The 12,882-nt window shown below is 68.6% G+C and carries 10 protein-coding genes and 2 pseudogenes; 11 read left to right on the forward strand and 1 reads right to left on the reverse strand.

Annotated elements, in window-relative coordinates:
* Positions 1-284 precede the first annotated feature (284 nt).
* The 11 genes and pseudogenes from AC07NN_RS01785 to AC07NN_RS01835 all read left to right on the forward strand — a co-directional run bounded on the left by AC07NN_RS01785 (position 285) and on the right by AC07NN_RS01835 (position 11,578).
* Complete coding sequence (locus tag AC07NN_RS01785) at positions 285-734, forward strand: STAS domain-containing protein (RefSeq protein WP_494637432.1); 450 nt, start codon at positions 285-287, stop codon at positions 732-734.
* Entirely contained in the window at positions 731-1,099 is a 369-nt protein-coding gene (locus AC07NN_RS01790) for a response regulator (RefSeq protein WP_494637433.1), read from the forward strand. The genes AC07NN_RS01785 and AC07NN_RS01790 overlap by 4 nt, the downstream gene beginning before the upstream one ends.
* Positions 1,096-3,057 (forward strand): chemotaxis protein CheA, encoded by a 1,962-nt coding sequence (locus AC07NN_RS01795; RefSeq protein ID WP_494637434.1) that lies wholly within the window; start codon positions 1,096-1,098, stop codon positions 3,055-3,057. Before AC07NN_RS01790 ends, AC07NN_RS01795 begins: the two co-directional genes overlap by 4 nt.
* Positions 3,057-3,569 (forward strand): chemotaxis protein CheW, encoded by a 513-nt coding sequence (locus tag AC07NN_RS01800; RefSeq protein ID WP_494637435.1) that lies wholly within the window; start codon positions 3,057-3,059, stop codon positions 3,567-3,569. The genes AC07NN_RS01795 and AC07NN_RS01800 overlap by 1 nt, the downstream gene beginning before the upstream one ends.
* Positions 3,570-3,587: 18 nt before the next feature.
* Positions 3,588-4,127, forward strand: a pseudogene (locus tag AC07NN_RS01805) (MCP four helix bundle domain-containing protein); the annotation flags it as partial.
* A 63-nt stretch (positions 4,128-4,190) separates the two neighbouring features.
* A pseudogene (locus AC07NN_RS01810) lies at positions 4,191-5,393 on the forward strand (methyl-accepting chemotaxis protein); the annotation flags it as partial.
* Position 5,394: 1 nt separating this feature from the next.
* A complete protein-coding gene (locus AC07NN_RS01815; protein WP_494637436.1) occupies positions 5,395-5,871 on the forward strand; it encodes a chemotaxis protein CheW in 477 nt (158 codons plus the stop codon).
* A gap of 61 nt (positions 5,872-5,932) precedes the next feature.
* Positions 5,933-6,799, forward strand: coding sequence for a CheR family methyltransferase (locus AC07NN_RS01820; protein ID WP_494637437.1), 867 nt, complete (start codon positions 5,933-5,935; stop codon positions 6,797-6,799).
* Entirely contained in the window at positions 6,796-7,902 is a 1,107-nt protein-coding gene (locus AC07NN_RS01825; RefSeq protein WP_494637438.1) for a protein-glutamate methylesterase/protein-glutamine glutaminase, read from the forward strand. The genes AC07NN_RS01820 and AC07NN_RS01825 overlap by 4 nt, the downstream gene beginning before the upstream one ends.
* Positions 7,903-9,831 carry an ATP-binding protein gene (locus tag AC07NN_RS01830; protein ID WP_494637439.1) on the forward strand — a complete coding sequence of 643 codons (1,929 nt, stop codon included), beginning with the start codon at positions 7,903-7,905 and terminating at the stop codon, positions 9,829-9,831.
* Positions 9,824-11,578: a hypothetical protein gene (locus AC07NN_RS01835; RefSeq protein ID WP_494637440.1), complete on the forward strand. Its 1,755-nt coding sequence runs from the start codon at positions 9,824-9,826 to the stop codon at positions 11,576-11,578. Before AC07NN_RS01830 ends, AC07NN_RS01835 begins: the two co-directional genes overlap by 8 nt.
* Positions 11,579-11,720: 142 nt before the next feature.
* Here AC07NN_RS01835 and nhaA read toward each other — a convergent pair whose 3' ends face one another.
* On the reverse strand, positions 11,721-12,881 hold the full coding sequence (gene nhaA / locus AC07NN_RS01840) for a Na+/H+ antiporter NhaA (protein WP_494637441.1): 1,161 nt from the start codon (positions 12,879-12,881) through the stop codon (positions 11,721-11,723).
* Position 12,882 lies beyond the last annotated feature (1 nt).

Here is a 12,882-nt window from a genome sequence, read left to right on the forward strand (position 1 = left end):
GCGACAGGCACGTTCCATCTCCGCAGGTCGCTTACGCACGTCGACGTCGCCCTCACTCGCCGTCGACTGGTCATAGAGCGCGTTAGGCGAAAGTGTCGGCGGTTTCGCCGGCCAAACGCGCTCCCAACTTGAATCTGGAGCCCGACCACCGGTCGGGCTCTAGGGCCGCTTCGTACTGAGCAGCCACAGGGATGAGCTCCATCATAGTGGTGCGATTCTCAGTCGCAGTGAGAACTTCTCAGGGATTCTCATAATTAAGGGAAAATTCACGCTCCTTACGCCTAATGGCTGTGTTCAGTCTTCATCACGCGTCGCTCAAATATTCGCGTGAAAAAACGGCGTTACGGGTTGCGGAAATCGCGCCATCGGGGGCGGCGATCAAAAACAGATTGATGGAAGTGGCGCGCGATATGGCGACACCACAAGGCGACAACTTCTGTGTGGCGCTGTGCGGCAATTTGTCGCTCCCTGCGATCACTGAAGCGCACGAGAAGGTCTTGGTGGCCTTCGAGCAGGACCTGCCGATCGTGGTCGATCTGGAAGGCGTCACGGACGCCGATCTGACCCTCGTGCAGCTCCTGGAAGCGGCTCGAACGTCGGCTGTCCGACGCGGCCGTTCCCTCACCCTTTCCGCGCCGGCCTCCGGTCCGACGCGCGTCGTGCTCGAGCGCGGCGGCTTCCTTGGCGCGCCTGACCGCGCCGCCTTTTGGCTTCAAGACACGGTGACCCCATGAGCGCCTCGATCCTGACGGTGGACGACTCGGCCAGCCTGCGACAGGCGATCAAGATCGCCCTGACCGGCGAAGGCTACGCCGTGACCGAGGCCGAGCACGGCCAGGCGGGCGTGACCCAGGCCGACGCCGGCGACTTCCAGCTGATCATCACCGACCTGAACATGCCGATCATGGACGGTCTGACCATGATCCGTACGCTGCGGGCCAAGCCCAAGCACGCGGGCGTGCCGATCATCTTCCTGACCACCGAGTCCGACGCCGACATCAAGGCCCAGGCCAAGGCGGCGGGGGCCACGGGCTGGCTGACCAAGCCGTTCAACCCCGACCAGCTGATCACGGTCGTCAAGAAGGTCCTCGCCCGGTGAGCGGCCTGGATCCCGTCGCCACTTTCAGGCTTGAGGCTCGGGATCTGCTGGAGCAGGTCGAGCTGGACCTGTTGACCCTGGCCGAGCGCCTGGACGATCGCGAGCTGATCGATGCGGTGTTCCGCAGCCTGCACACCCTGAAGGGTTCGGGCTCGATGTTCGGCTTCGACGCCCTGGCCGGCTTCACCCATCACTGCGAGACGGCGTTCGACCGCGTGCGGAAGGGCGAGGTCGCCGCCTCGCCGGCGCTGGTCCATGCCGTGCTGGCCGCCCGCGATCACATGCGCACCCTTGCCGAGGGCGAGGCTTTCGAGCCCGGTGTCGAGGCCGCCCTGCTGGAAGACCTGCAGCGCGCCGTCGAGGGCGCGGGTTCGGCTCCGCCGCCCGCGGCCCCGGCGACCAAGACCTGGCGCGTGCGCTTCTCGCTGCCGCCCGAGACCTTCGTCAATGGCGGCCGTCCGCTGCCGCTGCTGGATGAGCTGCGCGACCTCGGCGACTGCGAGGTCACCGCGATCACCGACGCCATCCCGGCGCTCGAGGACCTGGTTCCGACGGACTGCCGCCTTTCGTGGGACGTGGTCGTCACCACCGACAAGCCGCGCTCGGCCATAGAGGACGTCTTCATCTTCGTCATCGACGACATGACGCTGGATATCTCCGAGATCGTCGCGGCTCCCCAGCTCGACGAGGTCGCGGAGGCGGCGGTTGTGGGAACCGCCGTCGCCGCGATCGAACCGCCCAAGCCGGCCAACGATGCTCCGCAGACGGAAGGCCGCAGCCGCGCCTCGGAAATGATCCGCGTCCCGGCCGATCGCCTGGACGAGCTGATGGACCGCGTCGGCGAGCTGGTCATCGCCCAGTCGCGCCTGAAGCAGGTCGCCCTCTCCAGCAGCGACGTCCACCTGCTGTCGGTCTCGGAAGAGATCGAGCAGCTGGCCTCGGAACTGCGCGAGATCATGATGGTCGTGCGCATGGTGCCGATCATCCAGCTGTTCGGTCGCTTCCGCCGCCTGGTCCACGACCTGGCGCGCGACACCGGCAAGACCATCGCCTTCACCACCGACGGTGAGACGACCGAGCTGGACAAGACCGTGATCGAGCGCCTCGCCGATCCGCTGGTCCACCTGATCCGCAACGCCGCCGACCACGGCCTGGAGACGCCCGAACAGCGCCTCGCCGCCGGCAAGTCCGACACCGGCACGATCAACCTGTCGGCCCGCCAGGCCGGCGCCGAGGTGATCATCACCATCTCCGACGACGGTCGGGGCGTGGACCGCGCCCGCGTCCGGGCCAAGGCCGAGGAGAACGGCCTGATCACCGCCGGCCAGGTCCTGAGCGATCAGGAACTGCTGCACCTGATCTTCCGTCCGGGCTTCTCGACCGCCGGCCAGGTGACCAACCTGTCGGGTCGCGGCGTCGGCATGGATGTGGTCAAGAGCGCCATCGAAGGCCTGGGCGGCTCGATCGAGATGTCGTCGATGCCGGGCCTGGGCTCGCAGATCGCCCTGCGCATCCCGCTGACCCTGGCCATCATCGACGGCCTGCTCGTCCGCGTCGGCAATGGCCGCTACGTGATCCCGCTGGCCGCCGTCGAGGAATGCGTCGAGCTGACCGCCGAGCAGGACCAGCGCTCCACGGGGCGCAACTTCCTGACCCTGCGCGGCCAGATCACGCCCTTCGTCCGCCTGCGCGAGCTGTTCAGCGTCTCCGGCCAGCCCGATCCGTACCAGAAGGTGGTGGTGGTCTCGACCGCCCAAGGCCGCGTCGGCCTGGCCGTCGACCAGATCATCGGCGACCACCAGACGGTCATCAAATCGCTCTGCGCCTTCCACGCCGATCTCGAGACGTTCTCGGGCGCGACCATCCTGGGCGACGGCGGCGTGGCCCTGATCCTCGAGGTCACCAACCTCGTCGCGGCCGGTCAGCGCCTCGACGAACAGTTCCAGGCGGCCAGCTGATGAGCTTCGAACAGACCAATTCCAGTCAGGATGGGGCCATCGAGGCCCTGACCTTCGACCTGCACGGCGAGACCTTCGGCCTGGAAGCCGGCCTGGTCCGCGAGGTGCTGGACCTGCAGCCCGAGACCGACGTGCCCGGCGCGCCGGCCTTCGCGGGCGCGGTCATCAACTTCCGCGGCCGTGTAATCCCGCTGGTCGACCTGCGCCTGGCCTTCGGGCTGGAGCGGGCCGCGACCACGACCCACAGCCGCATCGTGGTGATCGAGTTCGACGTCAGCGACCAGCCGACGCTGATCGGTCTGCGCGCCGACAAGGTCCACGAGGTCACCACCATCGACTACGCCGACACCGAACTGCCGCCTCGCGTCGGCATGCGCTGGCGCCAGGATTTCATCCGCTGCCTGGCCAAGCGTTCGGACGACCTGATCATCGTACCCGACCTTACGCGCATCTTCGCCGCGCGCGGCCGGACCTCCTCTCAAACCTCTTCCCAGACCACGGCTCAGTCCTAAGGGCCCCGGAGCAAGCTCATGCGCTTCACGATCAAGCTCAAACTCGGCCTGGCCTTCGGTCTGGTCACTCTGCTCGCCACGGTGATGGCCGGCCTGGGCATCGCTCAGCTGTCGTCGCTGAACACGTCGATCACCCACCTGATGAACGGGCCCGTGGCCCAGGCGCGCGTGGCCAACAACATGGTCGACGACGTCAACGCCATGCTGCGCAACGAAAAGAACCTGATCCTCACCACCGACGCCAAGAAGGTCGAGGAATACGACGCCAAGGTGCTGATGCACCGCGCCCGGGTCGTCGAGGAACGTCGTGAACTGGCCAAGATCGCCACGCCGCAGATGGCCGACGAACTGCGCAAGATCGACGAGGTCTGGCCGGAATACATGGCCTCGCAGGACGAACTGCGCAGCCTGGCCAAGATCAACACCCCCGACAGCAACGTGAAGGCCGCCGCCCTGTCGATGGGTGAGGTGCGCGTGCAATACGGCAAGGTCGTCGACTCGATCAACGCCATGACCAAGGCCGCCGATGACGCGGTCAAGCAGACCGACACCGACACCGACAAGCAATACACCGGCGCCCGTCTGCTGCTGATGACCGCCGCCGCCCTGATCCTGGTGATCTCGGCCGCCGCCGGCGTCTGGATCTCGCTGAGCATCGCCCGTGGCTTGAAGAGCGCCATCGGCATGGCCCAGGCCGTCGCGATCGGTGACCTGGATCAGAACGTCGAGATCAAGACCAACGACGAGATCAAGGACCTGATCGACAACTTCAACACCATGGCCGCCAACCTGCGCGAGACCGCCGCCCTGGCGGATCGCGTGGCCGACGGCGACCTGACGGTCCAGCCGCAGCCGCTGTCGGACAAGGACACCCTGGGCATGGCCCTGGAGCGCATGGTCGATCGCCTGCGCGGCGTGGTGGCCGACGCCATCTCGGCCTCGCAGAACGTCTCGGCGGGCAGCCAGGAACTGTCGGCGGCCTCGGAGCAGGTCAGCCAAGGCGCCACCGAGCAGGCCGCTTCGGCCGAAGAGGCCTCGGCCTCGATGGAAGAGATGGCCGCCAACATCAAGCAGAACGCCGAGAACGCCGCCCAGACCGAGAAGATCGCCCGCCAGTCGTCGGCTGACGCCGAGGTCAGCGGCCAGGCGGTCAAGCGCGCCGTCGAGGCCATGCAGACCATCGCCGAGAAGATCACCATCGTGCAGGAGATCGCGCGCCAGACCGACCTGCTGGCCCTGAACGCCGCTGTCGAAGCCGCCCGCGCGGGCGAGCACGGCAAGGGCTTCGCGGTTGTCGCCTCGGAAGTGCGCAAGCTGGCCGAACGCAGCCAGACCGCCGCCGCCGAGATCGGCGCGGTGTCGTCGGAAACTGTCAAGGCCGCCCAATCGGCCGGCGACATGCTGACCAGCCTGGTGCCGGACATCCGCAAGACCGCCGAACTGGTCGCCGAGATCAGCGCCGCCTGCCGCGAGCAGGACATCGGCACCTCGCAGATCAACGAAGCCCTGCAGCAGCTGGACAAGGTCACCCAGCAGAACGCCGACGCCTCCGACAAGATGTCGGCGACCTCGGAAGAGCTGGCCGCCCAGGCCGAGGAACTGCAGGCCTCGATCGCCTACTTCCGCATCGAGGACGGCAATTCGCGCAAGGTCGCGGCGATCCGCCCGGCCGCCCGCAAGCCGGCCAAGGCCGCCGCCAAGGCTCCGGCCGCGCGCAAGCCGAACGCCGTGGCCCAACAACAGAGCCGCGCGCGTGGCTTCGCCCTGGACCTGTCGACCGGCGGTCCGGACGAGGACGACCGCGACTTCCGGGAGTATGCGTAAGATGTCCCGCCCGGCTGACGAACTTCAGTTCGTGACCCTGAGCCTGGGCGACGAGGTCTTCGCGATCCCTGTGGCCTACGTCCGCGAGATCTTGGAGTACCGCGCGCCGTTCGCCATCCCCGATGGTCCGCCCTTCCTCCTGGGGCTGACCGATGTGCGCGGCCAGGGCACCCCCACCCTGGACCTGCGCCGCAAGCTGGGCCTGGCGCCGGTGGCGCCGGGCCCCAGCACCCGGATCCTGGTGCTGGACGTCCCCCTGGACGACCGCCTCCTGTCGCTTGGCCTGGTGGCCGACCGGGTGATCGAAGTGATCACCGTGCGGTCCGACCAGGTCGAGCCGGCCCCCGACATCGGGGTGCCGTGGCGCTCGGACTACATCCAGGGCGTCGTCCGGCGCGAGAGCGGCTTCGTCGTCCTGTTCGAGATGACCCGCATGCTCACCGCACAGGACGCCGACGCCCTCCGCCACGCCGCCTGAACAGTCGGTTGAACCCTTCGCTCAATTCGCGCCGCAAAACGCGGCGCTCCGGAGCCCGCCCTTGTCGAATCTCGCCGCCCAGATGAAGCCGCAGGACCCCTCGTCGAGCGAGGCGCTGAGCCTGCGCAACTTCAACCGGCTGGCCAAGTTCATCCACGACTACAGCGGCATCCGCATGCCGCCGAACAAGCGGACGATGCTGGAGGGGCGGCTTCGACGCTGCATGCGCGACAGCGGCTACCTGACGGTGGACGACTATTGCGACTACCTGTTCGACGGCGACGGCCTGGAGCGGGAAGAGATCCGGCTGATCGACGCGATCACCACCAACAAGACCGACTTCTTCCGCGAGCCGCAGCACTTCGACTTCCTGCGCGAAGAGGGGCTGCCGGCCCTGGTCAAGAGCGGTCGCAAGACCCTCAAGATCTGGAGCGCCGCGTGCTCGATCGGCGCCGAGGCCTACACCATGGCCATGGTGCTGGAGGAGTTCAGCCGCGAGGTCCGCCGCATCGACTATTCGATCCTCGGGACCGACCTCTGCACCCAGGTGCTGGAGCAGGCCACGGCCGGCCGCTACTCCGAGCAGATGATCGATCCGGTGCCGATGGACCTGCGCGCGCGTTACGTGCGCCGGGCCAAGGATCCGCGTCGCCCCGAGGTGCGCATCGCGGCCGAGCTGCGCGCCAAGCTCTCCGTAGCCCGTCTGAACCTGCTCGACGACGCCTTCCCGGCCGATCGCGACTTCGACGTCATCTTCCTGCGCAACGTGCTGATCTATTTCGACAAGCCGACCCAGGCCAAGGTGCTGGGCACGCTGTGCGACCACCTGCGTCCGGGTGGTTACCTGATCCTGGGCCATTCGGAATCGATCGTCGGCGTCGACCTGCCCGTCACGCCCGTCGCCCATACGGTGTTCCAACGGTCATGAGCGACAAGATCCGTGTCCTGATTGTCGACGACTCCGCCGTGGTCCGCCAGACCCTGACGGCGGTGCTGGAGAGCGACCCCGAGATCGAGGTGATGGGCGCGGCGTCCGACCCGTTCGTCGCCGCCAAGCGCATCGCCGAGGAAATCCCCGACGTCATCACCCTGGACGTCGAGATGCCGCGCATGGACGGCGTCACCTTCCTGCGCCGCTTGATGGCCCAGCACCCGGTGCCGGTGGTCATGTGCTCGTCCCTGGTCGAGGGCGGGTCCGAGACCCTGCACCAGGCCCTGGAAGCCGGCGCCGTCGACGTGATCCTCAAGCCGCGCGTGGGCGTGGCCGAGCACCTGGCCGAGGCGCGCATCACGATCTGCGACGCGGTCAAGGGCGCGGCCCGCGCCAAGCGGGTGGGCAATTTCGATCGCATGCCGCGTCCGGCCCTGCGCACCCCGCCGCCGCGCCGCGTCGTGCCGGAAAAGAAGCTGACCGCCGACGCCATGCTGCCGCCGCCCACCAGCCGGGCGATGGCCAAGACGACCGAGATGATCGTCTGCATTGGCGCCTCCACCGGCGGCACCGAGGCCCTGCGCGAGGTGCTGGAGGCCATGCCGGCCGCCGCGCCCGGCATCGTCGTCGTCCAGCACATGCCCGAGCGTTTCACCGCCTCGTTCGCCAAGCGCCTCGACAGCCTGTGCGCCATGGAGGTCAAGGAGGCCGAGGATGGCGACGCCGTCCTGCGCGGCCGCGTGCTGATCGCGCCGGGCAACAAGCACACCATGATCGAGCGCAGCGGCGCCCGTTACTACGTCTCGGTCAAGGACGGCCCGCTGGTCTCGCGCCACCGTCCGTCCGTAGACGTCCTGTTCCGCTCCGCCGCCCGCAATGTCGGTCCCAATGCCCTGGGCGTGATCATGACCGGCATGGGCGACGACGGCGCGTGCGGGATGGAAGAGATGAAGAACGCCGGGGCCTTCACCATCGCCCAAGACGAGGCGACCTCGGTCGTGTTCGGCATGCCCAAGGAAGCCATCGCCCGCAACTGCATCGACCGCGTCCTGCCGCTGCAACGCATCGCCGGCGAGATCCTGCGCGGGACCGAACGCTAGATGATCGAGGCGCGCGCCGACCTTCGCGACTCCCTGCGCGCCACCCGGGCGGGCGGCGCCTTGCCGTTCCGCCAGTGGATGCTGACGCTGGACGGGCGCATCGAGACCATGAACCCGGCCGCTCACGCCCATGCCGAGCGCGCCAATTCTGAGCATGGGGGCTGTTTGCCCGCCATGAGCCCGCTGGTCGAGGTCTGGCCCGAGGAGAGTCGCTTCTCGGTCGAGCGGGCCCTGTGCACGGCGGTAACGGGCCAGCTGGCCTGCTTCCGCACCTTCGCCCTGGAGTCCTGCGGTCCAACCTACTGGGAGACCTTGATCTCGCCGGTGCCCGACGGCGACGGTGAACTGGTCTCCCTGATGGTCCTGTCGCGGGATGTGACCGACGAGGTCGAGGCCCACGCCCTGACCGAAGCGGTCCTGCAGTCGCTGCCACTGCCGCTGACCGTGCGGACCAGCGATACGGGGCGCTATGTGCTTTGGAACCGCGCGGTCGAGACCGCCCTGGGCATCGACGCCGAGACGGCGCTGGTCACGGACGCAAAGAGCCTGCTCGGGCCTGCCTTGACCACGCTGCTGGAGCAGACCGAAGCAGAGACGCTGAAGTCCGGCGAGACGCGGCTGATCCCTGCGGTTCGGATGCCCGAGACCCTGGGCGGCGGCATCTTCGACATCAAGGTGCTGGCCACTTTCGACGACCTGGGCGCGCGCTACATCATTACCGTCGGCGAGGACGTCCGCGAACGCCTGGCCCAGGCCCAGGCGCTGGAGGAGGCTGTCCGCGCCGCCGAGCGCGCCAGCCTGGCCAAGAGCAGCTTCCTCGCGAACATGAGCCACGAGATCCGCACGCCGATGAATGGCGTCGTGGCCGGCGCCGACCTCCTGGCCAAGCACAAGCTGCCGGACGACTCCCGTGAGCTGGTCGGCATCATCCGCAACTCGGCCGTCATGCTGGAGCGCCTGCTGGGCGACATCCTCGACCTGGCCCGCATCGAGGCCGGCCGCGTCACGGTCGAGGACCAGCCGTTCCACCTCGGCGACCTGCTGCGCGCCGTCGAGGACTCCTCGCGCCTGGCCATGAGCGAGAAGCCGGTCGACTTCACGGTCGCCGTCCTGCCGGAGCTGGAAGCGGTGGTGACCGGCGATCCGGTCCGCCTGCGCCAGGTGCTGGTCAATCTGATCAGCAACGCCGCCAAGTTCACCGAGCGCGGCTCGGTCTCGCTGACCGCCTTCCGCGACGACGAAGGCGCGGTGCGCTTCTGCGTCTCCGACACCGGCATCGGCTTCGACGAGATCGAGAAGGCGCGGATCTTCGAGCGCTTCCAGCAGGCCGACGTCTCGATCACCCGCCGCTTCGGCGGCTCGGGCCTGGGCCTGTCGATCTCGCGCGAGCTGGTCAGCCTGATGGGGGGCGAGCTGGATTGCGACAGCCGCCCGCATGAGGGCTCGAAGTTCTGGTTCAGCCTGCCGCTGCCGCGCAGCGCCGCCGCGGCCCAGTGCGGCGCGGACACCGACGCCCTGGAGGCCGAGCGCGCCGTCCGCATCCTGCTGGCCGACGACCATCCGACCAACCGTCGCGTGGTCGAGCTGATGCTGGCCGACGCGGCCGAGGTGGTCAGCGTCGAGAACGGTCGCGAGGCGGTCTGCGCCTTCACCGAAGGTCCGGTCGACGTGGTGCTGATGGATGTGCAGATGCCGGTCATGGACGGCCTGTCGGCCGTGCGCGAGATCCGTCGTCTTGAGATCGAGCGCGGCGCCGCCCGGGCCCCGATCATCATGCTGACCGCCAATGCCGGTGAAGAACACGTCGCCGCCAGCCGCTCGGCCGGCGCGGACCTGCATATCGAAAAACCAATCACGGCGGCGGCCCTGTTCTCCGCCCTCAACGAAGTCCTGGCCTCTGTCCAGCGAGGGGAAACCGTCCATGGCTGAACCCGCTATGCGCCTGCAAGCCGCCGCCTCCGATCCCGAGACCCTGGCCGTCGCCGACCGCCTGGGCGCGGTGGCCAAGACCATCGAGGGCCAGTTCCTCAAGACCGGCGACGTCCTGGCCGAGGCCACCGGCAGCGTCGGCGTGCTGATCGGCTCGCTGGAGACCCTGGCCAAGGCGATGGACCAGTCGATGGTCGACGCCACGACCCGAGACCTGGCCACGGCCGCCTCGGGCCTGCGCGTGCTGCCCGACGGCCTGGCCGGCCGCCACCTGGCGCTGGAGAAGCTGGAGACGATGAGCCGCGACCTCGCCGGCCATATCGTCGACATGCACCAGAACCTGGCCTACCTGCGGGTGGTCGCGCTCTACATCAAGATCGCCGCCGGCGGGGTCGAGGGCGACAACGGCGACTTCGCCGTCTTCGCCCAGGAGATCGCCGACTGCATCGCCGTGGGCCGCGAGCACCTGGAGTCGTTCGACGAGGACCTGCGCCTGCTGGACCACGACCTGCGCTCGGCCCTGATCTACGAGAGCAACCTGCGGGTCCACTGCGCCGAACTGGCCCTGGACACTCCCGACGCCATCGAGGCCAACGCCGCCCAGCTGGCCCTGCAACGGGTGCAGGTGGCGGGCGTGGCCAACCAGGTCGCCCAGCTGGCCCGCGACACCCGCAAGAAGGTCGGTGGGGTGCTGATGGCCCTGCAGGTCGGCGACATCACCCGCCAGCGCGCCGAGCACGTGCAGTTCGGCCTGCAGCTGCTGAACGGCCTGGACGCCGATCTCTGCGGCGCGCGCCGCGAGCGCATCCGCTCGGCCATGCTGGCCCTGCTGAAGGCGCAGCTGTCGGCCACCATGGAAGACTTCGGTCTGGAGATGGAGGCCATCGAGCGCAACATGGCCGGCATCGCCGCCGACACGCGTGAGATCCTGCAGCTTCAGGACCTGGCCTATGGCCGCGCCGACCGCAGCGACGGCGACTTCCTGGGCCGGATCGAGACCCACGTCGGCAAGGCCCTGGCCCTGGTCGAGGAGATGACCGCCGCCGACCAGGCCGCGCTGGAGGTTGGCCAGGCCGTGGCCGCCGCCGCCGAGCGTCTGGCCCAGCGGATCGACGGCATCCGCCGCATCCAGGTCAATGTCCACCAGATGGCCCTGAACGCCACCCTGCGCTGCTCGCGCATCGGCGAGCAGGGCAAGCCGATCACCGTGATCGCTGTCGAGCTGCGCGGCCACGCCTCCAAGCTGGAAGTGGCCGCCGACCGCACCCTGGCCGGGGTCGAGACCCTGATCGGCGGCGCGGCCGGCCTTGGCGGCGGCGAAGCCTCGGGCAATCCCGCGACGGCCGAGATTTCCGACGTGCTGCAGACCGCCCTGACCCGCATCCGCGAAGCCGGCGGCTCGGGCGGTGGCGAGATCGTCGACCTGGCCAAGCAGGGCGGGGCGGTGGTCGAGGCCATGAACCAGGCCGCCGCGCGCATGGACTGCCGCCGCGAGATCGGCCTGCTCCTGGAAGCCGCCTCCACCGCGCTGGACGCTCTGCCCTGCGTGCCGCCCGCGTTCGAGGCCGAGCCGGACGAGGTGCTGACCGCGTGCCTCGACGCGTTGTTCAAGCAGTACAGCATGGCCCAGGAGCGCGACGTGCACCGGGCGGTGGTAGGCGAGCTGGTTCCGGCGGCCGCAGTGGCGACCGAGGCAGTCGTCGAGGCGCCATCCGCTGAGGCGGACTTGGATGACGTGTTCTTCTAGGGCCGGCCATCTCTGAGTCCCAAAACCCCGCTCTTCCCCGCGAAAGCGGAGACCCAAGCGGACTTGTGGCTTGCTCATGCTCAGGGGAGAATCCTTGGTTCGGCTTGGGTCCCCGCTTTCGCGGGGATGAGCGGATAGAGGGCTAGTCGGCCTTGGCTGGGGCGACCCGCAGGATGGCCATGCCGACCAACGCGGAAGCCAGTGACCCGACCAGGACGCCGATCTTGGTCTCGTCGATCAGCTTCGGATCGCCGAACGCCAGACCGCCGATGAACAGGCTCATGGTGAAGCCGACGCCGCACAGCACGGCCACGCCGTAGAGCTGGCCGAACGAGGCCCCGCGTGGCAGCCGCGCCCAGCCCGCCTTGATCAGGCCGAAGGCGACGGCGAACACGCCCAACTGCTTGCCGACGAACAGGCCCAGCGCCACGCCCAGCGGCACGGGATCGAGCAGGGCCGCCAGGCCCACTCCCGCGAACGACAGCCCGGCGTTGGCGAAGCCGAAGATCGGGGTGACGACGAAGGCGACCGGCTTGTGCAGGGCGTGCTCCAGCCGATGCAGCGGCGAGTGGTCGTCGGCGCGCAGCGGGATGGTCAAGGCCAGCGCGACACCGGCCAGGGTGGCGTGGATCCCGGACTTCAGCACCAGCACCCACAACAGCGCGCCGAGCAACAGGTAGGGCCACAGGCTCATGACCTTCAGCCGATTCAGGGCCACTAGGACCAGCAGCACCACGCCCGCGCCGGCCAGGGCCAGAAGGTGCAGCTGCTCTGTGTAGAAGAGCGCGATGATCACGATGGCCGCTAGGTCGTCCATGATGGCGATGGCGGTCAGGAACACCTTCAGCGAGGTGGGCACGCGCGGTCCCATCAGGGCCAGAACGCCCAGGGCGAAGGCGATGTCGGTGGCCGAGGGTATGGCCCAGCCGGCGACGCTGTCGGGGCGCCCGAGATTGAAGGCGAGGTAGATCGTCGCCGGCAGGATCACCCCGCCCAGGGCCGCCGCGCCGGGCAGAAACACGTCGGCGGGGCGTGACAGCTGGCCGTCCAGCACCTCGCGCTTGATCTCCAGCCCGACCAGCAGGAAGAACAGGGCCATCAGCCCGTCGTTGATCCAGTGCAGGGCGCTCATCGGCCCAAGATAGCGGTGCAGCGCGCCGAAATAGGTCGGGGCCAGCGGCGAATTGGCGACGACCAGGGCCAGCGCGGCGGCGGCCATCAGGACATAGCCACCGGCGGCCTCGTCCTTCAGGAAATCGGCGAGCGCCCGCCGCGCTCGTAGGCTGATCGCGCGCAACGCCATG

It is taken from the genome of Caulobacter sp. GW821-FHT09H08 (assembly GCF_059415885.1).

Bases quoted from the DNA above. Each gene is read 5' to 3' on its own strand.
- AC07NN_RS01825 (WP_494637438.1), top strand. From the start codon at position 6,796: ATGAGCGACAAGATCCGTGTCCTGATTGTCGACGACTCCGCCGTGGTC.
- AC07NN_RS01830 (WP_494637439.1), top strand. From the start codon at position 7,903: ATGATCGAGGCGCGCGCCGACCTTCGCGACTCCCTGCGCGCCACCCGG.
- nhaA (WP_494637441.1), bottom strand. From the start codon at position 12,881: ATGGCGTTGCGCGCGATCAGCCTACGAGCGCGGCGGGCGCTCGCCGAT.
- AC07NN_RS01815 (WP_494637436.1), top strand. From the start codon at position 5,395: ATGTCCCGCCCGGCTGACGAACTTCAGTTCGTGACCCTGAGCCTGGGC.
- AC07NN_RS01790 (WP_494637433.1), top strand. From the start codon at position 731: ATGAGCGCCTCGATCCTGACGGTGGACGACTCGGCCAGCCTGCGACAG.
- AC07NN_RS01800 (WP_494637435.1), top strand. From the start codon at position 3,057: ATGAGCTTCGAACAGACCAATTCCAGTCAGGATGGGGCCATCGAGGCC.
- AC07NN_RS01835 (WP_494637440.1), top strand. From the start codon at position 9,824: ATGGCTGAACCCGCTATGCGCCTGCAAGCCGCCGCCTCCGATCCCGAG.
- AC07NN_RS01785 (WP_494637432.1), top strand. From the start codon at position 285: ATGGCTGTGTTCAGTCTTCATCACGCGTCGCTCAAATATTCGCGTGAA.